At 47.8% G+C, this 26,018-nt stretch carries 22 protein-coding genes and 1 pseudogene; 7 read left to right on the top strand and 16 right to left on the bottom strand.

Annotated features, from left to right (window positions below; translation table 11 throughout):
* Positions 1 to 714 precede the first annotated feature (714 nt).
* Together trxA and dnaE are read right to left on the bottom strand one after the other, a co-directional pair.
* Entirely contained in the window at positions 715 to 1,047 is a 333-nt protein-coding gene (gene trxA / locus AB9P05_RS02625; RefSeq protein ID WP_371907258.1) for a thioredoxin, read from the bottom strand.
* Between the two features lie 178 nt (positions 1,048 to 1,225).
* A complete protein-coding gene (gene dnaE / locus AB9P05_RS02620; protein WP_371907257.1) occupies positions 1,226 to 5,443 on the bottom strand; it encodes a DNA polymerase III subunit alpha in 4,218 nt (1,405 codons plus the stop codon).
* A 239-nt stretch (positions 5,444 to 5,682) separates the two neighbouring features.
* On the opposite strand from dnaE, the gene AB9P05_RS02615 reads away from it, so the two are divergent.
* Positions 5,683 to 5,871 (top strand): hypothetical protein, encoded by a 189-nt coding sequence (locus tag AB9P05_RS02615; protein WP_371907256.1) that lies wholly within the window; start codon positions 5,683 to 5,685, stop codon positions 5,869 to 5,871.
* Positions 5,872 to 5,895: 24 nt separating this feature from the next.
* Here AB9P05_RS02615 and AB9P05_RS02610 read toward each other — a convergent pair whose 3' ends face one another.
* From AB9P05_RS02610 to AB9P05_RS02595, 4 genes are all read right to left on the bottom strand, one after another.
* Positions 5,896 to 6,534 carry a hypothetical protein gene (locus AB9P05_RS02610; protein WP_371907255.1) on the bottom strand — a complete coding sequence of 213 codons (639 nt, stop codon included), beginning with the start codon at positions 6,532 to 6,534 and terminating at the stop codon, positions 5,896 to 5,898.
* A gap of 30 nt (positions 6,535 to 6,564) precedes the next feature.
* Positions 6,565 to 7,110 (bottom strand): hypothetical protein, encoded by a 546-nt coding sequence (locus tag AB9P05_RS02605; protein WP_371907254.1) that lies wholly within the window; start codon positions 7,108 to 7,110, stop codon positions 6,565 to 6,567.
* A 70-nt stretch (positions 7,111 to 7,180) separates the two neighbouring features.
* Positions 7,181 to 7,903, bottom strand: coding sequence for an arylesterase (locus AB9P05_RS02600; protein WP_371907253.1), 723 nt, complete (start codon positions 7,901 to 7,903; stop codon positions 7,181 to 7,183).
* Positions 7,904 to 7,966: 63 nt separating this feature from the next.
* Entirely contained in the window at positions 7,967 to 8,155 is a 189-nt protein-coding gene (locus AB9P05_RS02595; RefSeq protein ID WP_371907252.1) for a hypothetical protein, read from the bottom strand.
* Between the two features lie 133 nt (positions 8,156 to 8,288).
* Between AB9P05_RS02595 and AB9P05_RS02590 the strand changes: the two genes are divergently transcribed.
* The 3 genes from AB9P05_RS02590 to AB9P05_RS02580 are packed head-to-tail and all read left to right on the top strand — an operon-like array spanning position 8,289 to position 11,918.
* Positions 8,289 to 8,990, top strand: coding sequence for an ABC transporter ATP-binding protein (locus AB9P05_RS02590; protein WP_371907251.1), 702 nt, complete (start codon positions 8,289 to 8,291; stop codon positions 8,988 to 8,990).
* 1 nt (position 8,991) lies between these two features.
* Positions 8,992 to 11,523 carry an ABC transporter permease gene (locus AB9P05_RS02585; RefSeq protein ID WP_371907250.1) on the top strand — a complete coding sequence of 844 codons (2,532 nt, stop codon included), beginning with the start codon at positions 8,992 to 8,994 and terminating at the stop codon, positions 11,521 to 11,523.
* A 20-nt stretch (positions 11,524 to 11,543) separates the two neighbouring features.
* Positions 11,544 to 11,918, top strand: coding sequence for a YccF domain-containing protein (locus AB9P05_RS02580; RefSeq protein ID WP_371907249.1), 375 nt, complete (start codon positions 11,544 to 11,546; stop codon positions 11,916 to 11,918).
* Between the two features lie 160 nt (positions 11,919 to 12,078).
* Here the strand turns inward: AB9P05_RS02580 and priA are convergent, their stop codons facing one another.
* From priA to AB9P05_RS02535, 9 genes and pseudogenes are all read right to left on the bottom strand, one after another.
* Positions 12,079 to 14,580 carry a primosomal protein N' gene (priA, locus tag AB9P05_RS02575; RefSeq protein ID WP_371907248.1) on the bottom strand — a complete coding sequence of 834 codons (2,502 nt, stop codon included), beginning with the start codon at positions 14,578 to 14,580 and terminating at the stop codon, positions 12,079 to 12,081.
* A 60-nt stretch (positions 14,581 to 14,640) separates the two neighbouring features.
* Entirely contained in the window at positions 14,641 to 15,414 is a 774-nt protein-coding gene (locus tag AB9P05_RS02570; protein WP_371907247.1) for a peptidoglycan-binding protein, read from the bottom strand.
* Between the two features lie 81 nt (positions 15,415 to 15,495).
* Positions 15,496 to 16,062, bottom strand: coding sequence for a GNAT family N-acetyltransferase (locus AB9P05_RS02565; protein WP_371907246.1), 567 nt, complete (start codon positions 16,060 to 16,062; stop codon positions 15,496 to 15,498).
* A gap of 83 nt (positions 16,063 to 16,145) precedes the next feature.
* Positions 16,146 to 16,454: an energy transducer TonB gene (locus AB9P05_RS02560; RefSeq protein ID WP_371911330.1), complete on the bottom strand. Its 309-nt coding sequence runs from the start codon at positions 16,452 to 16,454 to the stop codon at positions 16,146 to 16,148.
* Between the two features lie 60 nt (positions 16,455 to 16,514).
* A pseudogene (locus tag AB9P05_RS02555) lies at positions 16,515 to 16,796 on the bottom strand (energy transducer TonB); the annotation flags it as partial.
* Positions 16,797 to 17,026: 230 nt separating this feature from the next.
* A complete protein-coding gene (locus tag AB9P05_RS02550) occupies positions 17,027 to 17,644 on the bottom strand; it encodes a TonB family protein (RefSeq protein ID WP_371907245.1) in 618 nt (205 codons plus the stop codon).
* A gap of 264 nt (positions 17,645 to 17,908) precedes the next feature.
* Positions 17,909 to 19,045, bottom strand: coding sequence for an energy transducer TonB (locus AB9P05_RS02545; protein WP_371907244.1), 1,137 nt, complete (start codon positions 19,043 to 19,045; stop codon positions 17,909 to 17,911).
* An 88-nt stretch (positions 19,046 to 19,133) separates the two neighbouring features.
* A complete protein-coding gene (locus AB9P05_RS02540; protein ID WP_371907243.1) occupies positions 19,134 to 20,390 on the bottom strand; it encodes a TonB family protein in 1,257 nt (418 codons plus the stop codon).
* Complete coding sequence (locus tag AB9P05_RS02535) at positions 20,387 to 20,770, bottom strand: BlaI/MecI/CopY family transcriptional regulator (RefSeq protein WP_371907242.1); 384 nt, start codon at positions 20,768 to 20,770, stop codon at positions 20,387 to 20,389. Before AB9P05_RS02535 ends, AB9P05_RS02540 begins: the two co-directional genes overlap by 4 nt.
* 235 nt (positions 20,771 to 21,005) lie before the next feature.
* On the opposite strand from AB9P05_RS02535, the gene AB9P05_RS02530 reads away from it, so the two are divergent.
* Positions 21,006 to 21,209: a hypothetical protein gene (locus AB9P05_RS02530; RefSeq protein ID WP_371907241.1), complete on the top strand. Its 204-nt coding sequence runs from the start codon at positions 21,006 to 21,008 to the stop codon at positions 21,207 to 21,209.
* Here AB9P05_RS02530 and AB9P05_RS02525 read toward each other — a convergent pair.
* Entirely contained in the window at positions 21,192 to 22,733 is a 1,542-nt protein-coding gene (locus AB9P05_RS02525; RefSeq protein ID WP_371907240.1) for a helix-turn-helix domain-containing protein, read from the bottom strand. The genes AB9P05_RS02530 and AB9P05_RS02525 overlap by 18 nt on opposite strands.
* A gap of 286 nt (positions 22,734 to 23,019) precedes the next feature.
* Between AB9P05_RS02525 and aceB the strand changes: the two genes are divergently transcribed.
* Positions 23,020 to 24,627: a malate synthase A gene (gene aceB, locus AB9P05_RS02520; RefSeq protein WP_371907239.1), complete on the top strand. Its 1,608-nt coding sequence runs from the start codon at positions 23,020 to 23,022 to the stop codon at positions 24,625 to 24,627.
* Between the two features lie 64 nt (positions 24,628 to 24,691).
* On the top strand, positions 24,692 to 25,966 hold the full coding sequence (aceA, locus tag AB9P05_RS02515) for an isocitrate lyase (protein WP_371907238.1): 1,275 nt from the start codon (positions 24,692 to 24,694) through the stop codon (positions 25,964 to 25,966).
* The last annotated feature ends 52 nt before the right edge of the window (positions 25,967 to 26,018 follow it).

Genomic DNA, 26,018 nt, shown 5'->3' with positions numbered 1-26,018 from the left:
GAAGGTATTGTTTTCAGTTATTAGCGATAGTGAGACTACACGGATGCTTGTACAATAATCTTGCAGAAGTTGATCAATACTAGGTTTTTTTGCTTTATTTCAGTAAAAGCACGACGTCAGAAGGGACTTTCATAAACAGCCAAATTTATATTGAAGCCTCAAAACAGGAGGGTGGTTTGCCGGGGGAAACAATAAAGTCCTTTAGCCATATTGCATTCATAGCCTGCATAGCAGTTTAGTAATGTCTGGAGCTGGTAGTTGCCTGCTTGGAATTTTCTATACAATATATAATCTCAAGTGGATGAAGGTTGTTGTAATACAGATAATGGAAATGTACTATTGGGGCAGGGGTTTGAAGAGGGGTTTTCAGCCAAATAGAATGCTGGAGAACAAGCCTACGTTAGGCGGTCTAAAGACGGTTTAGAAACGGTTAAGAGCCGGGTTAGAAATTGCGAATTATCTCCGGTGAAGGGAGGATTCGATTACTTTTTTATTTATTTTAAAAATACAACTTTTGGGTGGGAATATGAATTCTAATGAATAGGGGCTGGCAAATATCTTTAGGTTTAAAATATTTGCTTTAAAGGGTTGTACTGCTGTCAGGCCATTATGTTAGGTAAAGCCTATACAGGCAGCATCCCGAAGTTGCTCTGGCATACTAAAAGAAAAAGGCCTGCGGAAAGGCAGGCCTTAATAAACGTATCTGTAATTATTTTATGACTGCTCGCTCATTTGGGCATCGAGCTTTTGCGCCAGTACATTTTTAGGCACGGCACCTATCTGCTTGTCAACTATCTCGCCATTGCGGAAAAACAAGAGGGTAGGAATACTTCTGATGCCATACTTGGCAGAAATTTCGTGGTTTGCGTCAACATCTACCTTACCTACAACTGCTTTGCCTTCGTATTCACCGGCAATTTCTTCTACCAGGGGACCGATCATCTTACAAGGACCGCACCACTCTGCCCAAAAATCAACCAGTACAGGCTTATCAGTATTTATGATGTCGTTAAAATTAGCATCCGTAATTTCAATGGCTTTACTCATGATATTTTACGCTTTAAAAAAACTCTAGTTAAGGGTACGCGAATATACAGTAAAAAGTTATGGCTAGAAATGTCAGCAGAACGTCAATTAGCCAGAATATCGCGTAAATCTGTTTATACACCTACAAAACTAAAAAGGGCCCGTAGATGTTTAAATTGCCCTATTATTTCAAGTATCTCTAAGTCAGTATCTTACATTTGTCTTCTGATAGTTCGCCCAGAACTTTCAACAGGGCCGTGTCTGGTGACACTAAAAACTTACGGCTATATAAAGGGATATTGTAACCTAGCTCCTCATCACGAATGGTCACTTGCAGCGGGCAATTTCCCGGGTACCTCGTAGCGGTGTCTTCCAGAGCGGCTATAAAGTCTCCATCAACCAGTGAGGGAGTGATTTCCATAAGGATTTTTTTCGCAATCTTTTCCCTGATCTCAGCCAGGAGTTCCATTTCCATTATTTTAAACTCCAACTCTTCTCCTTTCCAGCGAGTACCTACCTTGCCTCGAAGAAATAGAAACCAATCTTTTGTCAGGAATGGCTTGAATTTCATGTAGTCTTCACCAAACAGGTAAAAGGTATGGGACTCGTTATAGTCTTCAAGGTTTAGGATCCCAAAAGGGCGCCCGTTTTTGGTGGTTTTGTGGGCCACATCAGTAACAATACCTGCAGCGGTAACCTCTCCTTTTTGTCTGAGCCGTTCCAGGTCTTTCATGTCACCCAGGGTGCTGTTGCAAAAACTGTTTATCTCCAGTTTAAACTGGTCAAGTGGGTGCCCGGTGATGTACAGTCCTACGACGTCGCGTTCAATATTAAGCTGCTCGAAGGTGCTGAATGGCTCAATAGGTGCCACCCTGGGTTTAGGTACATCCACGCCGGACTCGCCTCCAAATAGTGAAGCCTGTGCACTACTGGACTCCTGCTGAAGCTTTTGAGCGTACTTAATTACCTTTTCACTAAGCGTCTGGCCGCTTTCGTCAGGTTCCAGGTACTGCCGGCGATGGAATTCTCCCAGGCAATCAAATGCACCTGACCGCGCCAGTACTTCAAATGTCTTGCGGTTTACAGAGCGGAGGTCGACGCGCTGGGCGAAGTCGAAAATGTCCTTGAAAGCACCGTTTTCTTTCCTTTCTTCAATAATACTTTCAACAGCGGCCTCACCTGTACCTTTTATAGCCCCCAGGCCAAAGCGTATCTCTCCCTGTTTATTCACCATAAAGTCTACGCCCGATTCATTTACATCAGGGCCAAGCACCTTTATGCCCAGGCTGCGGCACTCTTCCATAAAGAAGGTTACCTTGTCTATATTGCTTTGGTTATGGGTCAGCACCGCTGCCATGTACTCGGCAGGGTAATGGGCCTTAAGGTAGGCAGTATGGTATGCTACTACGGAGTAGCAGGTACTGTGCGATTTGTTAAATGCATAGGCGGCAAAAGCCTCCCAGTCTTTCCATATCTTTTCGAGCTTATCCTTGGGGTGGCCACGTTCCATCCCGCCCTCGTAAAACTTGGGCTGAAGCTCATCCAGAATTTCCTTCTTCTTTTTACCCATACCCTTACGCAGGGCATCGGCCTGGCCTTTGGTAAATCCGGCGAGACTTTGAGAAAGAAGCATTACCTGCTCCTGGTATACGGTAATTCCGTAGGTTTCTCCCAGGTACTCCTCCATTTCGGGGAGGTCATAGTTTACCGGCTCGCGGCCATGCTTACGGGCCACGAAGTTAGGGATATATTCCAGCGGCCCCGGACGGTAAAGGGCGTTCATGGCAATCAGGTCTTCGAAGCGGTCGGGCTTTAGTTCGCGCAGGTATTTTTGCATACCTGCAGACTCAAACTGGAAGGTACCGTTAGTCTGCCCTTTTTGATAAAGCTCGTACGTTTTAGGATCATCAAGGGGCAAATCGTCAGGTATGATTTCCACTCCGTGCCGCTCTTTGACGTATCTACAGGCTGTCTTGATGATAGTGAGGGTTTTAAGCCCAAGGAAGTCCATCTTCAGCAGGCCGGCGTTTTCCACCACGCTGTTGTCAAACTGCGTAACCACGAGCGGGGCATCCTTTGCGACAGCCACGGGTACAAACTTGCGCAGGTCATCGGGGGTGATGATCACCCCACAGGCGTGAATACCTGTATTTCGGATAGAACCTTCCAGCTTTACAGCCTGCTTTAGTACCTCACTGCGCAGCCCGGAGCCGAGCATCTCATTTTTAAGCTGGCTTACTTCCCGGAAAGCTTTGTCTAATGTGATGCCGGGTTTTTCAGGAATCAGTTTGGCCAGCTCATTGGCTTGCGTCAGGTCCAGGTCCATCACACGGGCGCAGTCCCTGATGCTGGACTTGGCAGCCATGGTGCCGTAGGTGATAATGTGAGATACCTGGTTGTATCCATACTTATCTACTACGTACTGAAGTACTTTCTCACGCCCTTCATCATCAAAGTCGATATCAATATCGGGCATTGATACCCTGTCAGGATTTAGGAATCTCTCAAACAGGAGGTCGTAAGCGATGGGGTCCACGTTGGTGATACCTATACAGTATGCCACCGCTGAACCGGCGGCTGATCCCCGGCCCGGCCCTACTGAAACCCCCATTTTTCTGGCCTCAGTGGTAAAGTCCTGCACAATCAGGAAGTAGCCGGGGTACCCTGTGTTTTCGATAACTGAAAGTTCAAAGTCCAGGCGTTCGCGGATTTCGTCTGTTATTTCGGGGTACCGCTTTTTGGCGCCCTCGTAAGTCAGGTGGCGCAGGAAGGCATTTTCACCCCGGTTGCCGCCGTCTTCATCATCTTTAGGGTCGATGAACTCCTCGGGGATATCAAATTTGGGCAGGAGAACATCACGGCTGAGTTGAAACTCCTCAATTTTGTCCAGTATTTCTGTAATGTTCTCTATGGCTTCGGGGTGCTCTGTAAAAAGCTCCTTCATTTCCTGCTGGGATTTGAAATAGTATTCCTGGTTGGTAAAGCCAAACCTTTTGCCACGACCCCGCCCGATAGGGGTGGTTATTTTTTCTCCGTCTTTAACACAGAGTAAGACGTCATGGGCTTTAGCATCCTCTTTGGTGAGGTAGTAAACGTCATTAGCGGCGATGGCTTTAACACCGTATTTTTTTGCAAACCCAAGAAGTACCTCGTTAACCCGGTCTTCTTCGGGCAGGCCATGACGGATAAGTTCTACATAAAAATCGTCGCCAAATAGCCCATGCCAGTATTTGAAGGCATCCTCTGCCTGGTGCTCACCTACATTCAGGATCAGGTTGGGGATTTCGCCACTAAGCCCGCCGGTCAGTGCGATTACGTTGTCTTTGTATTGCTCGATAAGCTCCTTGTCTATACGCGGATAGATGCCATACAAGCCTTCTGTGTAGGCAATGGAGCTTAGCATAATGAGGTTTTCGTAGCCTTTCCGGTTTTTGGCAATAAGGACCTGGTTAAACCGGCGGTCAGGATTGTCTTTCGTAAACCGAAGCTTCGTGCGCTCCTCTGCCACAAAAAACTCACAACCCACCACAGGTTTAAGCCCAGCTTTTAATGCCTCGGTTACGAATTTGAAGGCCCCCATCATATTACCCTGGTCGGTCATGGCTACAGCGGGCATATTATCTTCCCTGGCTTTGGCAATGAGGGATTTTACCTCACAGGTAGCGTTCAGGATGGTGTACTGGGTATGTACGTGCAGGTGGGCAAAAGGGGCGTCTATATTTTTAGCTGCCTGTTTGTCTACCGTGAGACCCCCGTCACTTTTGCTTTGCTTGGCAAAATTAGCCTCGGCCAGCTTCGGTGCTTCGTATATGACATCGGCACAGGGAATTTCGCCCAGCGGCACGATCACCTCATTAGTGATGAGGCCAAAGAAACACTTGGCCGTCGCATCTACGTCATAGGCGGCATCGTGTGCATCGGCAAAGCCCTCACCAAAAAGCTTCTGATGTAATTCGGTCAGGGTGGGCCACTTAAACTTTCCCCCTCGACCGCCGGGAATAGCACAAAACTCAGTGGCCTCGTCTTTAGTATCGATAGGGGTGATGCCGAGCATGACCGTCTCCAGTTCCTTGCGGAGAAACTCTGCTCCCACAACATTGAGGTCAAACTCAATATTATGTCCGATGACCCGGTCGGTACGCTTCAGGTCTACCTCAAACTTGGCCAGCACCTCCTCAAGGGGGTGGCCCTCTTTTATAGCACGGTCGGTACTTATGCCATGGACCTTCTCTGCGTTAAAGGGAATAGTGAACCCTTCCGGCTTTACAATGAAATTTCCGGTACTCAGCAGCTCACCCTTCGAGCCGTGCAGTTGCCAGGCAAGCTGGACCAGCCTTGGCCAGTTATCCAGGTCCTCCAGGGGAGCATCAAATCGTTTGGGTAAACCGGTGGTTTCGGTATCAAAAATCAGGTACATATGCAGAGAGAGGTTTTTACCGGGAAAGTAGTTCGCAATTTAATGATTTAGGGGAGAGGTGACAAAAAAAACCAAGGGGAGATGTGTTTTATATGAGGAGTGTCAGTACTTGTTTCTCAGTCGCTTGTGGAGGTGCATCTGTATGATTCTGATAGGGGAGCATCATCCTGTCCGGATGATGAGCGGTTTCTGTCTTTCTGGAATTTTTAGTAAATTAAAACACACTAAAAATTAAAGCTATGAAAAGAAAAACAACTAAGCTGGAGCAGCTAAAGCTTACCAGTTTTCCTACCACAGACGTCCAGGCTAAGGGCGGTAAAGGAGAGTGTCAGTTCCATACAGCCCGTCATCATTACTGTTCAGATGCGGGGTGTTATTCTGATTACTGTAATTCTACTGATTGTAATTCCGGGGTATACCCTGTTTAATTAGTAAGGCGCCTGGCTTTTGAGTCAGGCGTTTTTCGTTTGGCTCGCCTTTTTCCACTCAGTGATCCATTGCCTGATCTGGCTGATTTTCGCTTCGTCTGCACTGTCAGCCCTAAGCAAGGTGTAGTATTCCTTCATGAGGCCCTTGTTTCTGATATGGTGTACGAAACTCCTGTACCTCTTTCTGCCGGTTTCTGCTTCTTTTTCAAGGGGAGCTCTATTATGGCTCATGGTACGCAGATACTGCCAGGCAAACGAAAGCACATACTTTGCCGGTGCCCCGATGCGGTCAAGCTGGGCCACATGCCCTACCTCATGGGAAAGCATATCCAGCCAAACGTCAAGCCTATTGCCATAGTAGCGGGCATTGCGGCCATATATTTCGCGGAGAAAGAAATTTTCGGTAAAAATGATCAGGGGTCTCTTACGTGTGCCAAGCACTATGGCCCCTCCTCCCCGGGTACTGCGAAACCAGGGAACAGGCAGCGTAAAGGCTCTTTTAAGTATCCGGGTCTTCTGTAAAAGAGGTTTTTCGACTTCCGTAATCTCACTTAGCAGATATATAATAACTGGCGTGAGGTGCCAATACCGGCCTCTTACTGGCGTAAGGATGCCGCGGGGATAAGCATAGGGGAGTTTACGATGTGAAAATAGGTTGACCACATAGCATAAACTCCCTTTTTACATAAATGTCTATTGAGCAGGATTACTATTATCCGTTACCCTTGTTAAAGGGGCTAAAGACCATGCAGGGCAATTGTGGTACCTTTTTTCACAATCTAAGGCCTCAATCTCAACCTGTGAGCGATCATCTGCGAGGAAAATAAGCAGAGAACATAGCTCATCCTGATAAATGTATTTTTTGGCAGGGAAACTGACTTCCATATCCTTTGCCATTTCCATGAGCTCAGGCTGGCCGGATAGTGCAGAGGCTCCGCCTTCATAACGAAGTGCACAGGTAAGCTCGGGGTCACGAACTGTGTAAAGCAGGTAAATATCATCGGCGCCCTCCACAGTAACGGTGATCTCTTGCCTTACGGAGTCATTTTCAAATGCAAATGTGGCATCCTGGTTGATGTCTTCAGGTAATTCCACAGTACGGGCGGGCTCCATCTCCTCACCATCACCCTCCATATCGGGGGTGGTCTCTGTTACTTCTTCTTTAGGCTGTTCTTTCTTTTCTGGCGACCCGCAGGCTACAGCCATCACCAGCAGCATAGGTAGTAGTAATTTATTCATAGTCGATTGAACATGGTTATGTATTCAATCTGAAATATAGGACTATTCTGATTTAAATACCTAACCAAAATCAGGGGACAGCCTCTACTTTTTGCTCCACAATGGGTTCCAGAATTTTCCAGACATTCTGTGCTACTACCTTGTGTCCTGCCACGGTGGGGTGGATGCCATCATCCTGGTTGAGCTCAGGGTTTCCGCCTACCCCATCGAGCAGAAAGGGAATCAGAGATAAGTTATTTTGCTGTGCCAGTCTGCTATAGATAGCCCTGAATTTTTCTGCGTAATCCTGCCCGTAGTTAGGGGGGATCATCATCCCTGCTAACACCAGCTTTACGCCGGGGTAGGTTTCTTTCACCTGGTCTATTATTCCCTGCAGATTCTGCTCGGCCTGCTCCAGTGACTGGCCTCTTAGGCCATCATTAGCTCCCAACTCAAGTACGAAAATATCGGGCTCATACCGCTCCAGTACCCAGTCAATTCTGGCCAGCCCCCCTGCCGTGGTTTCTCCGCTTACTCCTGCATTTACGGTTTTATAGTTGAGGCCCAGGCTGTCCAGCCTGTCTTGTATGAGTGCCGGGAAAGCCTCTTCTGTTTCTACTCCATAACCGGCGGTCAGGCTATTGCCGAAGAAGAGAATAACCTTACTGCCTTGCTCAGGGGCAGGCTCATTATCTGCTTCGGTCAACTGTCCGCTGGTATTATTCTCAGAGCTGCTGGTCTTGCGGTTACTTTCTTCCTGGCATCCCCACATCAATAGAAATAACAGGGCCAGGCTCAGTTTCAATGTTTTCATATAGTGTAAATAAAAAAGACAGGAAAACTTCCTGCCTATACCATCAAAAATTTTCATTTTGATTCAGCAAACCTGGTAGCGACTGCAGCCGGGTCCCTGGCTGAGACAATCGTCAAAAGTGCACATGGCATTATTGCTTTCGCCGCATTCTTCTACATCAAAGGTGTATTCACCAAAGCCGCCTTTTACTTTTTGAGTGGTGGTAAAACTCTGCACTTTCAGCTTTTCAAGAGATAGGGTCTTTCTTTTCATAGTCTGTAAAATTAGTATTGATAAGCTAGAATTTAACTATCGGGCCTGTCAAAACCAAATATTGACCGTTCCCCAGAAATCTATATCTGTTCTAATGTTATCCCGTTAAATAAGGGTAAACGCTAATTCTGATATGCTTAAAGTAGACCGATTAACTAAGATATATTCAAGTGGCTCCCACGATGTGACGGTACTTCAGGATGTTTCATTTGAGGTGCCATCAGGTTCCACGTTCTCAATCGTGGGGCCATCGGGTAGTGGTAAAACCACCCTGCTTGGACTCTGTGCGGGCCTTGATAGTGCCAGTAGCGGATCGGTCACCTTAAATGGTATAGCCCTTCAGGACCTTTCGGAGGACCAGAGAGCATCGGTAAGAAATGAGCATGTAGGATTTATTTTTCAGAATTTCCAATTACTGCCTACGCTTACGGCATTGGAGAATGTAATGGTGCCCATGGAGTTATCCGGACAGACCAAAGCAGCGGGATACGCAAGGGAGCTATTAGAAAAAGTAGGCCTTGGAGAGCGGGTGGACCATTACCCGGCACAGCTTTCCGGCGGCGAGCAGCAGCGGGTGGCTTTGGCCAGAGCATTTGCCAATAAGCCTGCTATACTCTTTGCAGATGAGCCTACAGGTAACCTGGATGAAGAAACAGGCGAACTGGTAGAAACTATGCTATTTGACCTGAACCGTGAAACGGGTACTACGCTGGTACTGGTGACTCATGACCTGGAACTCGCCCGCCGTACCCACCACATTGTCCGGCTAAAAGGTGGTAAGCTTATCGAAAGCCTGCAGGGGCAGTTTCAACCTACCATTACCACTGACATTTAATATGAAAAGACTACGCTGGCTTATTCGAATGGCCTATCGTGATAGCCGCAGGTCACGGTCCCGCCTTCTGTTATTCCTTTCCTCTATTGTTCTGGGCATAGCTGCTCTTGTAGCCATCGGGTCATTTGGTGATAACCTGAAGGGAGACATAGAGCGGGAAACCAAAGGCCTGCTGGGGGCTGACCTGGTGGTACGCACTAACCAGGAGCCGGGCGATACGCTGCAAATGTGGCTGGACTCACTGGATGCTGATGAAATGGCCTCTGAGGTAGAGTTTAATAATATGGTGCTCTTTCAGGGGGCAGGTACTAAGCTGATGGAAGTACGGGGCCTGAGTGGACCATTTCCTTTTTATGGAGATTTTGAGACTGATCCTGCCACTGCTTCGGCATCTTACCTGAATGATGGAGGGGCACTTGTAGATGAGGCTGTAATGAAGGAAATGGGCTTGCAGCCCGGTGACTCGGTCAGGGTAGGGGAGTATTGGTTTAAGGTGGCCGGTACTCTGCTGGATATACCCGGCTCATCCACTTTTTCGCGAAGCTTTACACCGCCATTAATTATTCCTGGCCGGTTAGTGGATAGTACCGGATTGCTGGAAGCAGGAAGCAGAGCTTCATATAAGTACTACCTGAGGTATGACGATGAAACCAGGCCTGATAAGCTAGTGGAAAAATATGAAAAACGCATGCGGTTGGATGACATCCGTACCACGACTGTGGAGGAACGAAAGGAGCGCCTGCGTCGTAACTTCGATCAGCTTACCGGGTTTTTAAACCTTGTGGCCTTTATCGCCCTGCTGCTTGGTTGTATCGGTGTAGCGAGTACGGTGCATGTATACATACGGAGTAAGATCCCCTACGTAGCCGTATTAAGGTGCCTGGGCGCTAAGGGAGCGGATGCTTTCTTCATCTTCCTGATCCAGATAGGTACTATGGGCCTCATTGGTAGTGTAATAGGGGCTATACTTGGTAGCTTGCTGCAATACGTCATCCCAAGTATTTTCCAGGGTATGCTTACTGTGGAGGTAAGTACAGGCCTTAGTGCTCTTGCTATCATTCAGGGGATACTCACCGGCTTCTTCATCTCAATACTGTTTGCGCTACTTCCTCTGCTAAGTATCAGGCAGGTGTCTCCTTTGGTTACGCTGAGGGCTGCATACGAGCCCACCACTTCCAAGCGGGACTGGCTGCGATGGACTGTTATTCTGGCAGTGGTATTGTTCGTGTTTATATTTGCTTTTGTCCAAACCGGAGAGTGGACAGAGGCAGGGCTGTTTACTTTATTTATTTGCTTTGCCTACCTCATATTATTTGGTTCCGGGCGCCTGCTTATGTGGGCTGTTCGCCGGTTTATTCCAGCCGGGTGGCCTTATGTATACCGGCAGGGGGTAGCTAATCTTTACAGGCCACAGAATCAAACTATTGTACTGCTTATATCTATCGGGCTGGGAACGGGTATGCTTGCAAGCCTCGTGTTTGTGCAGCATATGCTCCTTGACGAGCTACGCTTTGCAGACGGGGCAAATAAGGCAAACTTTATCTTATACGACATACAACAGGCACAGCGTGACGGGGTGGTGGAAATCCTGGATAGTGCCGGGTTGCCTCTGCTTACGGAGGTGCCCGTGGTTACCACCCGTATCTCGGGTATAAATAACCGAAGCAGGCAGGCCCTGCTGGCTGATACCACTGATGACTATAGTGACCGTAGCCTGAGCTGGGAATATCGCATCACCTTTCGTGATGAGCTTACGCCTTCTGAAAAAATCACTGAGGGCAAATGGAGAGGACAGGTACAGAATCCGGGTGATTCTGTGTTTATCTCCCTTGACCAGGAGTTTGCGGAACGTCTCGGTGTGGTCATAGGTGATAAGATCACCTGGAACATTCAGGGGTTGCCTGTGGATACTTATGTAGGTAGTTTCCGGGAGATAAACTGGACGGAGGTAGATGCAAACTTCATGGTGCTGTTTCCTTCGGGTGTGCTTGAAAAGGCCCCCCATTTTACCCTGGTTTTCACCAGAGTGTCTTCAGATGAAGTAGCTACGGACATACAACAGGCTGTCGTTAGTAAATTCTCTAATGTGACGATTATCAACCTGGGAAGGATGTTTGATAAGGCCAGTGAAATTGTGGATAAAATGGCCTTCGTAATACGTTTTATGGCCTTATTTAGCATACTAACAGGGCTTATCGTACTTATAGCCTCGGTACTCATCAGTCGTTTTCAGCGTATCCGGGAGAGCGTACTGCTACGTACCATTGGTGCCAGCCGTAAGCAAATATGGCTCATTCAGCTATTCGAATACCTTTTCCTGGGTAGTCTGGCTGTTTTTACCGGAATATTGCTCGCGGCCCTGGCCAGTGCACTGCTCGCTGTTTTTGTCTTTAATATTACCTTCAGTCTGCCCTGGTTGTCGCTTTTACTTATCTTTATCGTCATTACCGGCCTCACTGTGGGTATCGGTTTGTTTAATAGCCGGGAGGTGGTGAGCAGACCTCCCCTGGCTGTGCTCCGTAAAGAAGTATGAACCTAAATGCTTAAATAAATATGAAAACTTTACTGAACCTCCTTTGGCTGGTGCTGGGGGGAATTGCCGTTTTTCTTGAATATGCCTGGGGTGGGCTTGTACTTTGCCTTACCATAGTCGGTATTCCATTTGGGCTACAAACATGGAAGCTTGGTATTGCTCAACTGATGCCATTCGGCAAGAAGGTGGAGCGTACCGGAGGGCTGTTTGTGGTCAATGCCTTTTTTAATATCATCTGGATCATATTTGCCGGTATCTGGATAGCGCTGACGCATCTGGTGCTGGGAATAGGGTTATGTATAACCATCATAGGTATTCCTTTTGGTATTCAGCATTTCAAATTAATGCGGCTTAGTTTTGCGCCCTTCGGGTATGACCTCAGAGAAGAATATTAGCAGGAAGGGGTAAAAAAATAGGGGAGCCCGTAAGGACTCCCCCAAATATCCGTGGGAATAGGTTAGGTTGATCCTAGTCAATCTCACGGTTTAAGATGACACCACCCTTTATTGATTAGTCTGGAAAAAGTAACCTTCCCTGGTAAAGAAGTTTTTTGTTTTAAACCGGATCCACATCAAAAACCACCTGTACTGAGCGGTAGGCCTTATTTTGCTGCAGAGAAATTACTTCCTGCCTCAGCCTTTCTTTTGCTGCGGCGCCCTTGCCGGGGTCCCGCTCCAGCTTGATTGTAATCTCCATCAGCCATTGGTTTCTCAGTTTGGCTATGCCAGGCTCTACCGGGCCAAGGACCCGCTGAGGGTCTATGGCAGCCCTGAAAAGGCTTGCCAGATTCTGCGCAGCTTTTTCCACCCGTTCCCTGTCAGCATGTTTCAGCGTGACTTTTACCAGCCGTACATAAGGAGGGTAAGCGTATTTTTTCCTTTCATCCAGTTCCAGTTCAGCCATGCGTTGATAATCGTGTGCGGCCACCTGTTGTAGTAGCGGCTGCATAGGGTTGCCAGTCTGCACAATGACCCTGCCGGCAATGTTTTTACGTCCCGCACGTCCGCTAACCTGGCTGATGAGGTGATAGGTACGCTCCTGGCTTCTGAAATCAGGGAAATGCAGCATCCTGTCAGCATCAAAGACTGCTACCAGGCTCACATTATCAAAATCCAGCCCTTTGCTCACCATTTGAGTACCCACCAATACATCCACATAGCCCTGGCCGAAGTCTTCCAGTATTTGCTGAAAGCTATATTTTGTCCGTGTAGTGTCCAGGTCCATCCGTTGAACCCTGGCTTCAGGTAGGAGCAGTTTTATTTCTTCCTCCAGTTTTTCAGTACCCAGGCCTACCGTTTTCAGCTTGGCTGAGCCACAGGCAGGGCATACCCCGGGCTGCTTTTCTTTGTAGCCGCAGTAGTGGCATTTCATTTCGTTACGAAACTGGTGGTAGGTGAGGCTTACTGCACATTGCCGGCAGGTAGGAATCCACCCACAGTCTTCACAGGAAATGAAATAACTGTAACCCCGCCGGTTCTGGAATATGATGGCCTGTTCTTTTCTTTCAAAGGTTTCGGTGAGGGCTTCTACCAGTTGGGGCGAAAACTCGCCATGCATTTTTTTCTGCTTGCGTGCCAGCCGGGTGTCCACCAGGTGTATATCAGGCAGGCTGGCCTCCCCGTAGCGGCTGGATAGCTCCACATACCCGATTCGGTTGCGGATGGCCAAGGCATAAGTTTCCATAGAGGGAGTGGCTGAGCCTAACAATACCTTTGCATGATGCTGGCGGGCCAGCATCAGCGCGACGTCGCGGGCATGATACCGGGGGGCAGGATCAAACTGCTTGTAGCTGGGCTCATGTTCTTCATCAACTATCACCAGGCCCAGGTTATCAAAAGGAAGGAACACTGTGGACCGTACCCCGACGATAAAATCAAAGCGCCCTTCCAGCACCCCTTTCCAGGTTTCTACCCGTTCATTGGCCGAGTGGCGGGAGTGGTATATGCCTAGCCTCTCGCCAAAGACGGCCTGCAGCCTCCTTACGATTTGGGTGGTAAGGGCAATCTCCGGAAGCAGATAAAGTACTTGCTGACCTTGCTCCAGGACCTTGGCTATCAGGTCCATGTATATTTCTGTTTTGCCACTGCCCGTTATGCCGTGCAGCAGGACCGCCTCTTTGCTGTCAAACAGATGGATAATCTCATCACGGGCACCCGCCTGAAGCTCTGAAAGGACGGGTAAAGCCTGGTCGGCTTCCGGCAGGTCTCCAAAGCGGCTTATGGTTACCTTGAATTCCTGAAAAATCTCTTTTTGAATGAGAGTACGGATGGCAGCAGGGGAGATGTCTGCCTCGGTGAGGCTTTTTTTGGCAATGCCGGCCACATTAGCCCCCGGCCTTTGCAGTACAGGTACCAGAGCCAGGTATTTCATTACAGCGTCTGTCTGCTTTGGCGCGCGCTCTAACTCAGGCAGTAAAGCCTCCAGCATACCGGGATCCTCCGCATATTCCTCAGCCAGCCGCAGGCGGTTTTCCGTTTTAGGGGCAAATCGCTCACGTTTTTCCTGGTAGGTCAGTATCAGCCCCTTCTCCAGTAGTATTTTCAGTATTCGCGGATAGCTCTTAATCTGCAATATGGCAGCGGCGTCCTGGTAGCTGATTACCTGCTGATCCAGCAGGGCATCAATAAGTAACACCTCCTTATCAGATAAATCGGGCATGGCCGCCTCCGCATCGGCATGAGGGTGTAGCTGAATGAACGACTCGGTGCTTAATTTCAGTCCGGAAGGAAGAGCCGCCGCCATCACTTCCCCAATAGTGCAGAGGTAGTATGAGGCCATCCAGTCATACAGGTCAAACTGTCGGCGATGCATGATTGCCTGTGTGTCAAGCAGTTCATCAATAGGCTTAGGCTCATAGGCTTCGGGGGCTGTATGGTGCAGGCGCTCCACTACGCCGGTTACTACCGGCTGGCGACCAAATGCCACAACTACTCTGGCCCCTTCTGTAATATCGGCGTGCATATCTTCCGGTACCAGGTAGGTGAATCGCTTGGGAATAGGCACCGGCAGGATCAGGTCTGCAAATAATAGGGAGTCGGCGGGAGAGTTATTTTCCATACGCATGCAGCCGGTAAAAATAGGCAATCGCTCGCTCACTTGCGAACCCTCAGCCAGTGATTATCCCTGGTTGCTGCTAAGGCGGTACTGCGTGCGAAGTGCCTCCAGGGTACGAAAGCCAAATATACCATAGTTGGCAGGCCTTATATAAGGTGAGTCGTTTTGGTTGTTTACCTGGTTCAGCCATTGCTGAAAGCGTACCACCGCTTCGTAGGTGGCTTGGCGGTCGCCATTTATCGGGCCATTATATCTTTCCAGCCCTTGCAGTGCCACCTGAATGCTACGGATAGTCGCGGGGGGCGTGCTGTTTTCCAGGCGCAGGTTTATATTTTGACCGTGCATCTGCATTTCAAGCTCAAACAGGGTATAGGCATATTGCCGGCGATGGTTGATTAGCTCATTTCCCGCTTCGGTCAGCGCCCGCACTTGTGCTATCAGGCTATCTTTGCTCATGGAGGCATCAAAGTATTCACCGGAAATCAGCGCCAGTGTCGCAGGTGTTAATGCCTCTTCATTCACTCTTTTACATTCCTCGAGTTTCTTTTCAGCCTGGTCTACTTCCAGGCGGCAGTCTGTGGGTTCGTTCCCTTCATTATCGCCTTTTGCCAAAAGGGGCTGACTTACGAGGCCGAATCCGCATAAAGCAATGCTGAATATCATGAAAATGTAAATAGCAAACAGCATTGGCTGACGTACCATGTCCCGGCCCTGCTCTTTGGTAAGCATACGGAAAGACAGGAAGGCCAGCAAAAAGCCCAGTCCTGCGGTACCCATGCCTAGTATATCTACCACAGGCAGGTCCATTACGGCCAGGAGAGTAATCATTGGTTTCATGGTAAAATGGTTACCTGCAAAAGTAGGTGATGAGGAGTAATGAGAAAAAGTAAATCCTAATTGGATATTACACAATCCAGTCTATAAGTGATGGATAAAGTCCTTTTTCACAAGACCATACAAAATCACATCCTCATATCCCTCGTCGCGTTTTTTGGCAGCACCGCGTAGTATGCCGTCTTTTTTGAAGTTGAGGTTTTTCAGCACCTTTACGCTGCTTTCATTGCCAGGTAGTACCAGGGCATCTACCCGGTTTACCCCGATTTCGGCAAACAGGTAGTCCAGTATTCTTGTAAGGGCCTCGTTCATGAGTCCGTGGCCCCAGTACTCTCTACCCAGGTTGTAGCCAATCTCGAGCCGGTCACCCCTCAGATCAAAATGCACCAGGCCGATATTGCCTATAAATTGATCATCCTGAAATACACCCCAGTACAAACGCTGACTTTGCGCATAACAGGTTTTCCAGTACTGAATCCGCTGGCGGGCATCACGGACATTGGATAGATAATTGCGAAAGTTGAAGTGCGTTACCTCATCATCGTTGAATACCTTAAAGACCCCATCGGCATCATGGCTGGAGACTTCCCTGAGCGTAAGACGGTCGGTATGAAGGGTAGGTATTTTTGAGAAGAGTTTTTTTAGGTCCATGTTTTTCCGGATAGCTTAAGATAGAGATGCCCTAGACGACAGAGTGCATGCCAAGTGGCTGCATAATCTAGCTCAGCCTTAGTTTAGTCTTTTTCCGGGTAAAAGATAATGCTTATTTCCAGCTTGGTAGAGACGGGTTTGCCATTTTTCATACCCGGGTTCCAGGCAGGCATGTTCTTAACAATATTCTCTGCGGCATCTTCATATTCTGCCGGCACTGTACTTAGGTTTTTAACCTTATCTACTGAGCCATCTTTCTGTATGCTGAACGCGACATCGACGACAATTTTATGTTCTTTGAGTGTGCCTTTACGTGGGTGGGTGCTATGCTCACTCAGATAGGCTTCCAAGGCACTTAATCCGCCCTTATAGCCTGGTCTTTTGCTCAGCATAGCCATTTTTTGAGGATTTGCCGCGCGTAAAATGGGCCTTTCATAACCACCATCATGCGAAAGCTTAAATATAATTGGAATTACCATCCTAACATTGACATTTTTGCCTCGCTGTTTGCCAGGTTGCCAGTTTGGGGCGTTACGTATGACTCGTTCAGCCTCTTCGTCACAGCCCGACCCAATGCCCTTTATGGCCAGGACATCACTTATACTTCCATCCTTATTCACTACGAACTGGATATAAACCCTGCCTTCTGTGCCCAATCGCTTAGCCTGTGTGGGGTATTTAAGGTTTTGCTGTAAATAGGCAGCCCACCCTTCCATGCCCCCTGCGGGCACCGGTTTTTCATCCACTATTGTATATGTCTCTTCCGGGTTGTCCTGGGCTATTCCGCTTAGTGTGGTGATGAACAAAAGAATTATTGTTGCGAAACAAGTGTAAAGTGTGTTTTTCATGCTATTAAATAGGTTATGTTCGACCCTTATTTATAGGGAAATTGCGGAGACAGACTCAAAAAATTATGAAATAGAAAATTTATAATAATCAGGTTTTCCATCACACAGAGACCTTATTACAAAGTCAGGTCCTGTTCTTCAAGCCTGAAGTAGACCGTAAGAATCAGGTCTGTGTCAATTTTGTAGCCACTATAGTCTTTTCCGGGCTTCCATTCAGGCATGTTCTCTACTAGCCGAACCAGTTCCTCTTCACATCCATACCCCTTTTCTGTAAGAGGAGTTATGTGACTAACCTTTCCCTCTTCGCTAACAGTGAATCGTACGCTAACAGCGCCCTGTATACTGTCCTTTAAAGCCGCTTCCGGATAGTTAAAATTTTCATTTAAGTAGGTAGTCAATTGAGGCATTCCCTTTTTTAAGATGGGCTTTTTATGAAGAACTGTAAATTTCTCCCAATCGGCAGGTTTTATACCTATGTAAACTTTTTTATCGGGAACGCCATGCAATGAGAAAACTATAGGTAATACCATCCTTACTTTTACCACTTTACCTTCATGCTTTCCGGGTTTCCAGTTTGGAGCATTGCGCACCACCTTGGCCGCCACCGAATCGCATGCTGCTCCTATCCCCTTTAAGACTTTGACTTCGGTTATATCTCCTTCCTTATCCACCACAAACTGGACATATATTCTCCCTACTATGCCGAGCCTTTTAGCATTTTCCGGATATTCCATATTATTTTGAAGGTAATTGGCCCATCCTTCCATACCCCCTGCCGGCACCGGTTTTTCATCTACTATTATAAACACTTGGTTTTTTTGGTCTTCAGAGAGTTTCTGCGTTATACCGGGAAGTGATGAAAAAAGGAGTATATAGCTAAAAATGAAGGTTATAAAGATATTGCTATTCATGCTTTTTTATTTGGTGGTGTGTATGCTGATCAATAGTAGCAGGAATTAATTTGATGTAGCATCCTTGAAGATTTTCATGTTTTTTTACTACGGTCTGAATGTGATGGTAACGATAGCTCTTGACCTTACAGGCCCCTTACATCTGGCTTTGCCAGGGTTCCATTTAGGTGCATTTTCTATCAGTCTGAGGGCTTCTGCCAGAACGCCCATATCATTATCAGTCATCAGTGTATGGCGATATACTTTTGCATTTGTGAGCTCACCGTTTTTCTCCACGATGAACTCAATCATAACCCGTCCGCCAATATTGTTTTCCAGAGCTGCTTTCGGGTACTGAAGATTTTCTTTCAGGTAGGTCTGCCAGGCTATTTGGCCATTTGTGGGGGTAGCCTTCAATTCCAGCATAGAGTATACAGGCTCTTCGGATGAATCAGATTCAGTTGTTAAATGGATAGTTTCTAGATCTTCAGAAGTTGAAGGATTTCCTCCGGAACTATGGCTTATTTTAAGGTCTACCGATACTGCCTCGCCATCCTTTACCCCCGGCTGCCACGGACTCATTTCCTGCAACGCAACTTCGGATCTATACGCAATTTCACAAGGCATACCACTGCCAGTGGAAATATTGCAAAGCTCGCCGTTGGCCGCTACTGTAAAGTTTATGTCCAGGTGTGTATTTTCAGGCGGGTTAATTTTGCTTAGGAAGCGCTTCTCAAATTCATCCATGCCGCCACTGACTTCAGGCTTCCGGTCCAGCTTTTGAAAGCTGCTCCAATCTGCCGGAAAAATAATTCGCGAACCATAAGCAGAAGGTAGTCTGAAGAGTATCGGAAGCATGACTTCAGTCTTCACAGGTTTTCCCTTTCTGGTTCCCGGTACCCAGTTCGGTGCATTTTCTATCAGTCTGATAGCCTCAGCGTCGCAGCCGGCCCCGATGCCTCTTTGAACGTTAGCATAAGCAAGTGAGCCATCTTTTTTTACTGCGAATTTCACAAAGACTCTTCCTTCAAGACCTATTCGCTGTGCTATATCCGGATACTGAAGGTTTTCCTCCAGATAACTAGCCCACCCTTCCATGCCCACGGCCGGGGTAGGGTTGGTATCCTGTTTTCCGGAGTATTTCCATTCGTTGTTTGACTGAGGGGTCTGGCCTGAAACAAAGTTTAAAGCCCCGAGAATGACAAAGGGAAGAAGTATTATCCTTCTTAAAGCTGTTATTTTCATGTTCCGGGCAAATATACGAAAAAAAAAAGAGCCATCCGCCGCCTGGCGAATGGCTCTAATATTAAGGTGATCTGTCTACGGTGCCGGGTTATAGCTTATATACTATCGGTAGTACCATTCTAACTTTTACAGTTTCTCCGTCTTTTATGCCAGGGTTCCAGTGCGGCATTTCGCTAACCACCCGAATGGCTTCCGCATCACAGCCATGTCCGATGCCTTTAATGGCTTTTACGTTTGATATACTGCCGTCCGTATTGACTATGAACTGAACATATACACGCCCTTCTATGCCTAGTTTCTCAGCTTCCCCAGGATACTTGAGGGTTTCCTGTATATGTTGTGCAATGGCTGGAAAACCTCCCTCAGGCATTGGCTGTTCATCCACTATAGTCAGGACATCATCAGGCAGCTCTCCTGCTTCTGATTCAATAGTAGTATGCTCTTTCAGAACAGGCTGTTCCGTCTGTTCTTCTTCGATCACATCTGATTCCTCGCAGCTAACTGTCCAGAACATGACAGCAGCCAGGGGGAACGCCATTAGCAATTTCATTGGTTTAATAGAATTCAGGGTGTTTTTCATCATGGTTATTCTTTTAAGTGATTGATTTGCAAATGAGTGTGTCAGTGTCAGACCTGACTGCTTTAAAGTATATTTGGCTATCAGGCTACCATAACTCTGGGGAGTGGTGTTACGAAGCACTTCCCTGTCGGCCAGGTATTCATGTGTTTCTTCAAAGGCCTTGCGGTATTGTTTCCAGACCGGTAATATCCAGAAGAGGGAGGCCAGGGTGTTTACCAGGAGCAGATCCAGGGTGTGCCATTGTTTGACATGAGTAATTTCATGCTTTAGTACCATGCTTTGCTCCTCCGTACTAAGGCTCATGTGCTGCGGCCAGAATATATAGTGGAAAAAAGTACTTACCGGCACATCCTCCCGTACGTGTACTAACCTGTATCCGTCTTCTGTACTGGATTCCGCTTTTCGTACCCGCTGCATAATATTCGTCAGGTTGCTTACCAGGCGTATAAATAGAATAGCGGATATAGCCAGATAACTCCATAAAACCCACAGGCCCCAGTGTATCGTGGCTTCGTTGGTACTTACATTTTTCCCGCCATTCATTTCTACTTCGGGCAGATAGATGGTGGACAGGTCTCCCACACCTCCTGCCTGGGTATTTATATGAAGCAAGGGGAGAAGGAACATCAATAGTAAGCTTCCTAAAAGGTAAAAGCGGTTAAAGGAAAAGGATTTTTCACCTGCCAGTACCAGCCGGTAGAAGACTAGGAAGATTATGCCGCATAGCAGACTTTCAGCAAGATATGGTAGGATGTTGGTGATCATTTTTCCGAAGGTTTATCATTGCCCATGTCATTTTTTACATGCTTCATCAACTCGTCCATGTCGTTTACGCTCAGATTCTTCTCTTTTGCGAAAAAGGACACCAGCTTACTGAAAGACCCTCCGAAGTAGTTGCCAACAAACGTGTCCAGGTACTCCCGGCTGTAGGTCTCCTGTGTGATGAGCGGATAATACTGGTGTGATTTTCCATAGGCTGTGTAGCCTACAAATCCTTTTTTCTCGAGTATGCGCACGATAGTGCTCACCGTGTTATAAGCAGGCCTGGGGTCCTCCATTTTTACGAGGATTTCCTTCACAAATCCTTTTTCAATGTCCCAAAGGATCTGCATTACCTGCTCTTCGGCTTTAGTAAGTTCTTTCATGGCTTCCTGTTTAATGCTTGCTACAATGTATGACTAAAAAATTAGTTATACAACTAAATAATTAGTTTATTGAGAAAGTGTTCACTTTTAAAGGTAGAAATGTACGGAATTGAACAGCTTGCGAAAGGTGAATAGCGTTAGTTTGTAGTTCAGGGCATTTTTACATAAATGGCACAGGCTTTGGAACACGTGTGGCAAGGTCATTAACTCAAGAACCTTAACACCCTGAACCAACATGAAAAACTATCTGAAAAACCAAACGAATAAACTGCTGGTAATTACCGGCGTATTTGTAGCTGCTCTCCTCATAAGTATGGCATGTGAGAGCAGCTCTGGCTGGCAGGCACACCCCTCAGGCCAGGCCCCAATACCCTTCGGGTCTACCATACATAAGTTTATAGTAGAACAGCCAACTGCCTGGCTATTTCAGAGAAACTGACGCCCTGACGTCGCTTTCTATTTGCTTCAGAGCGGTTTTTCTTTTTTGTAGCCTCGCCTCTGCCTCTAGCACAAGTGGGGCTTCCATTCTTTCTTTACAATCCGGGGCACTACAGCGTTCGCAGGTTTCTCCCACCTTGCGGGTGCGTATGGCAGGGTCATTGATCCACTTTATCTGCTGCAGGAGCTGTCGGTTAAGCCTCAGGCCTATGGAGACACTTACAGTCTGGTCCGGTGTAGGGGAGGCTGGTCTGGCAATGCTGATGAGGAGATACTCATTTTTAGAATCAATATAGCTGCTCCGCTGCGCTCCGCAGAGTGGTCGCGAATAAGTGTCATTTTTCAGTTTCTCTTCCAGCTCCTTTAATATAGTAAGGCTTATCCATCGGCGGCAGTAGTGTTCGTTCAGCACCGTACCGTGCGGATTATGGAGGCCGCTCAGGTGGAGCTCCTTCGTAAGCTCGTAATTGTCTGAGCCTATAGTCGTGTGAAACCTTAAAAAGAACAGTTCATCCATGCCAAAATGCTTCGGAAGCAGGTTGGTCATGCGGTGCAGAAACATTTCCGGCGTAGCGTGGTAGCTTTCCATAATGTCGATAAGCCGTTCCGGCTCCCAGGTGTCCAGTGCCATGAACGTTTTCATGTCTTCCAGAAACCGCCCTTCCCGCATGGCCAGCGCATTAGAGAAGTATGAGGCCCGGAAGTTATTCAGCACTTGGTCAAAGTTATCTACTTCTACCCAACTGCTCGTATAGGTTCTGTCCTTAATGCCCAGGTAGCAGTAGCCCGCCTCGCGCCCTAGCGCAAAGGCCTTCTGGTAAGGGCTGAGCTCATTATTAAGTAATAATACTGGTGGCTGCTTCTCTCCGTCGGCCTCTTTATCCTGTGCAGGCAGGGTCAGCGTGCGCACCGTTTTTAGCATAGGGTACTCCTGTAGCAGAGAGTCGCTTATTTGGTAATCGTATCGTTCGGAAAGAATACGCAGTAATTGCGAAGCATCCGCAGGCTCATCATCCAGCTTGTTTTCGGAGGCAAAGCTTTCTACCGCCTCCTCTATTTCCTGGAAGTAGTTTTCCTGCATCTCCTGGTAGGACCGTAATACCGAGAAGTAAAAGGTTTCTACCCGCATGTCATAGCTCCGGCCTATCTCTATCAGCGTGCTTACGAAAGCAGAAAGCTTGGTAGGTGCATTCGAGAGCAGTTCCAGCAGCCGGCTGGTGTCAATATCAAACATATCCAGTGGCAGCTCGCTGAGAATATTACTCCTGATCAGCTCACTAACAGGTGCCAGTTTCTTGTTCAGCTTTAGCGATACCAGGTGATCATACGTTACCCCCAAAGCCTCTGCCAGAGACATGATTTTATCTCCTTTCGGGTATTTTTTTCCCTTCTCTATTTCATTGAGGTAGCTTATGCTTATGCCGGATTTTTTGTTCAGGTCACTAAGAGATAGTCCGTTATCCAGGCGTAGCTGACGCAGTTTAAGCCCGAATATCAACCTGATATTATTTTCGTGAATTTTCAATGTGCAGATCTATTTGTCAGATGCGCCAACTGTACACAGCCAAAAACAGGTAGCGAAAATTATTTTTTTTGAGCGTTGCAAACGTTTGCGGAGAGTCATTCCCCTCATGGTAAACGCCTTAATCAATCTCAAACATACATAAAATTCAGTGAAATCGCTCGATAAGCGTTTTACTATCATTTAGCGAAAAAGCATTAATAGCGAAAATTCGCTTGATTTAGTATTTTCGCTTTGTTACCTTAGCACTGAGCAATTAATCATTCCCCCCAACCAAAACAGATAAATCATGAGCACAACAGCCCTGGATCATAAAGTCAACGTAAAAGGCGAATTAAAACCTGGGTTCGAAGGGATCCTTACCGCCGATGCGCTCGCTTTTATATCCCACCTGCACGAGACTTTCAATAAGAAGCGACTGGCCCTGCTGGAAGCCCGCAATGAGAAGGAAAAAGCAATAGCCAATGGCCAGATGCCTGACTTTCCTTCCGAAACGGCTGATGTAAGAGCAGGGAATTGGCACGTAGCCGACATTCCTGAGCCACTTCAGGACCGGCGTACCGAGATTACAGGCCCGGTTGACCGGCGAATGGTCATCAACGCACTTAACAGTGGTGCAAAAGTCTTCATGGCGGATTTTGAAGACGCCAATAGTCCCACCTGGGAAAACTGTGTGAACGGACAGATCAATCTCAGGGATGCCATCCGCCGTGAAGTGGATTTTGAAGCATCAAACGGCAAATTTTATTCCCTCAAGGAAGAGGTTGCCACCCTCAAGGTAAGGCCTCGTGGATGGCATCTGGTGGAGAAACACGTACTGGTGGATGGTGAGCCAATCAGTGCCTCCATTTTCGACTTTGGCCTGTTTTTCTTCCATAATGCCAAGGAGCTTATTAACAGAGGGGCCGGCCCGTACTTCTACCTTCCCAAGCTGGAAAGCTACCTGGAGGCACGCCTGTGGAATGAGGTGTTTATAGAGGCTCAAAAGCAACTTGACATCCCCAATGGCACAATAAAAGCTACTGTTCTGATAGAGACTATCCTGGCCGCTTTTGAAATGGAGGAAATCATCTACGAACTGCGGGATCATATGGCAGGATTGAATGCCGGACGCTGGGACTATATTTTTTCAGTGATCAAAAAATTCAGAGACTTCCCGGACTTCGTACTTCCGGACAGAGGACAGGTTACCATGACTGTGCCTTTTATGAAAAGCTATGCACAGCAACTGGTAAAAGTTTGTCATAAGCGAGGGGCCCATGCTATCGGTGGTATGTCTGCCTTTATCCCCAGCCGCCGTGATGAAGAAGTGAACCGGAACGCCTTTGAAAAAGTGCGTGAGGATAAACGCCTGGAGGCAGAGCACGGATTTGACGGTACATGGGTAGCCCACCCTGACCTGGTACCCGTGGCTATGGAAGAGTTTAATAAAAAGCTTACTGATAAGCCCCACCAAAAAGATCGCCAGCGGGACGATCTGAACATTTCTGCTAAAGATCTGCTGAATACCAGCATTGAGGGGGGTAAAATCACTGAGACGGGCCTGAGGCAAAATGTTAATGTAGCCATACTGTATATCGGTAGCTGGCTGCAGGGCACTGGCGCCGCGGCTCTTTATAACCTTATGGAGGATGCGGCAACAGCCGAAATCTCTCGTGCCCAGGTATGGCAGTGGCTGCACAACGAGGGCATCACGCTGGACGATGGCCGCCCCGTGGATACGGACCTTTATCGCCAGGTGCTTATTGAAGAAAAGGAAAGCATCAGGAGCATGGTAGGCGAAGATGCCTACAAGGCAGGTCGCTATGAGGAAGCAGCCGCTCTTTTTGACGACTTAGTGACGGATAAGCAGTTTGTGTCATTCTTGACCCTGCCCGCCTATGAGAAACTGGCCTAGTGCCACTTCTCACTCTTTACCCGATAATACCATTTAACGATACCTTTTTTAATACACCTATATCATGACTACTAAGGACAAGATTTTTCGCATACAGGAAGAATGGAAGACCAACTCACGCTGGAAGGGCGTGGAAAGACCCTACTCTGCCGAAGAGGTAGTGAAACTACAGGGCACCGTAAGGATTGAGTATAGCCTTGCCCGTATGGGAGCCGAACGGCTGTGGGACCTTCTCCACTCAGAAGAATATGTAGCGGGACTGGGAGCCCTTACCGGAAACCAGGCCGTACAGCAGGTAGCCGCCGGACTTAAGGCTATCTACCTTAGCGGCTGGCAGGTAGCGGCAGATGCCAACCTCTCCGGCAATATGTATCCCGATCAGAGTCTCTACCCTGTGGATAGCGTGCCGGCCGTAGTGAAAAGGATCAATAGCGCCCTGATGCGTGCAGATCAGATTCAAACCATGAGCGGAGAGGGTGACACCTACTGGATGGCGCCAATCGTTGCTGATGCCGAGGCCGGGTTCGGTGGCAACCTGAATGCCTTCGAACTCATGAAAATGATGATCGAAGCCGGTGCTGCAGGCGTTCACTTTGAGGACCAGCTCAGCTCTGCCAAAAAATGCGGTCACCTCGGAGGTAAGGTACTGGTACCTACCCATGAGGCAGTGAATAAACTGGTAGCTGCCAGGTTGGCTACGGACGTATGCCAGGTCCCTACCATCATCGTGGCCAGAACAGACGCAGATGCAGCTACTCTGATCACCAGTGATATAGATGAAAGAGACCACCAGTTCCTGTTGGGTGACCGTACACATGAAGGCTTCTACAAGGTGAAAAACGGGCTGGAACCTTCCATAGCCAGAGGCCTTGCCTATGCGCCTTATGCTGACCTTATCTGGTGTGAGACATCTCACCCTGACCTGGGGGAGGCCCGCGAGTTTGCCCAGGCCATCAAGGAAAAGTATCCGAATAAGATGCTGGCATATAACTGCTCTCCTTCATTTAACTGGGCCAGCAAGCTTTCTGAGGCTGAGATGTTCGAGTACCGTGAGAAGCTTGCCGAGATGGGCTATAAGTTCCAGTTTATTACGCTGGCTGGTTTCCATGCCCTAAACACCAGCATGTTTGAGCTGGCATCAGACTACCGTAAAAGAGGTATGGCTGGATATTCTGCTCTGCAGCAGCGTGAGTTCGGGCTTATGGATCAGGGCTTTAAAGCGGTTAAGCACCAGGCCTTTGTGGGTACCGGCTATTTTGATGCTGTTCAGAATACCGTTACCCAGGGACAGGCCAGTACGGCCGCTCTCAAAGGCAGTACCGAAGAAGCCCAGTTTTAGGATTTTATTTTCTGTACCTGCAAAAAGGGAATGTTGCTCATTCCGATTCTTG

It is taken from the genome of Roseivirga sp. BDSF3-8, from assembly GCF_041449215.1.
Classification (GTDB): Bacteria; Bacteroidota; Bacteroidia; order Cytophagales; family Cyclobacteriaceae; genus JBGNFV01.
Note: the sequence above shows the minus strand (reverse complement) of the source record. Positions and strands in the feature narration are given on the sequence as shown.

What these genes read in the sequence shown, in the direction of transcription:
- trxA (WP_371907258.1), bottom strand. Translation starts at nt 1,047, where the DNA reads ATGAGTAAAGCCATTGAAATTACGGATGCTAATTTTAACGACATCATA.
- dnaE (WP_371907257.1), bottom strand. Translation starts at nt 5,443, where the DNA reads ATGTACCTGATTTTTGATACCGAAACCACCGGTTTACCCAAACGATTT.
- AB9P05_RS02615 (WP_371907256.1), top strand. Translation starts at nt 5,683, where the DNA reads ATGAAAAGAAAAACAACTAAGCTGGAGCAGCTAAAGCTTACCAGTTTT.
- AB9P05_RS02605 (WP_371907254.1), bottom strand. Translation starts at nt 7,110, where the DNA reads ATGAATAAATTACTACTACCTATGCTGCTGGTGATGGCTGTAGCCTGC.
- AB9P05_RS02600 (WP_371907253.1), bottom strand. Translation starts at nt 7,903, where the DNA reads ATGAAAACATTGAAACTGAGCCTGGCCCTGTTATTTCTATTGATGTGG.
- AB9P05_RS02595 (WP_371907252.1), bottom strand. Translation starts at nt 8,155, where the DNA reads ATGAAAAGAAAGACCCTATCTCTTGAAAAGCTGAAAGTGCAGAGTTTT.
- AB9P05_RS02590 (WP_371907251.1), top strand. Translation starts at nt 8,289, where the DNA reads ATGCTTAAAGTAGACCGATTAACTAAGATATATTCAAGTGGCTCCCAC.
- AB9P05_RS02585 (WP_371907250.1), top strand. Translation starts at nt 8,992, where the DNA reads ATGAAAAGACTACGCTGGCTTATTCGAATGGCCTATCGTGATAGCCGC.
- AB9P05_RS02580 (WP_371907249.1), top strand. Translation starts at nt 11,544, where the DNA reads ATGAAAACTTTACTGAACCTCCTTTGGCTGGTGCTGGGGGGAATTGCC.
- priA (WP_371907248.1), bottom strand. Translation starts at nt 14,580, where the DNA reads ATGGAAAATAACTCTCCCGCCGACTCCCTATTATTTGCAGACCTGATC.
- AB9P05_RS02570 (WP_371907247.1), bottom strand. Translation starts at nt 15,414, where the DNA reads ATGAAACCAATGATTACTCTCCTGGCCGTAATGGACCTGCCTGTGGTA.
- AB9P05_RS02565 (WP_371907246.1), bottom strand. Translation starts at nt 16,062, where the DNA reads ATGGACCTAAAAAAACTCTTCTCAAAAATACCTACCCTTCATACCGAC.
- AB9P05_RS02560 (WP_371911330.1), bottom strand. Translation starts at nt 16,454, where the DNA reads ATGCTGAGCAAAAGACCAGGCTATAAGGGCGGATTAAGTGCCTTGGAA.
- AB9P05_RS02550 (WP_371907245.1), bottom strand. Translation starts at nt 17,644, where the DNA reads ATGGAATATCCGGAAAATGCTAAAAGGCTCGGCATAGTAGGGAGAATA.
- AB9P05_RS02545 (WP_371907244.1), bottom strand. Translation starts at nt 19,045, where the DNA reads ATGAAAATAACAGCTTTAAGAAGGATAATACTTCTTCCCTTTGTCATT.
- AB9P05_RS02540 (WP_371907243.1), bottom strand. Translation starts at nt 20,390, where the DNA reads ATGATCACCAACATCCTACCATATCTTGCTGAAAGTCTGCTATGCGGC.
- AB9P05_RS02535 (WP_371907242.1), bottom strand. Translation starts at nt 20,770, where the DNA reads ATGAAAGAACTTACTAAAGCCGAAGAGCAGGTAATGCAGATCCTTTGG.
- AB9P05_RS02530 (WP_371907241.1), top strand. Translation starts at nt 21,006, where the DNA reads ATGAAAAACTATCTGAAAAACCAAACGAATAAACTGCTGGTAATTACC.
- aceB (WP_371907239.1), top strand. Translation starts at nt 23,020, where the DNA reads ATGAGCACAACAGCCCTGGATCATAAAGTCAACGTAAAAGGCGAATTA.
- aceA (WP_371907238.1), top strand. Translation starts at nt 24,692, where the DNA reads ATGACTACTAAGGACAAGATTTTTCGCATACAGGAAGAATGGAAGACC.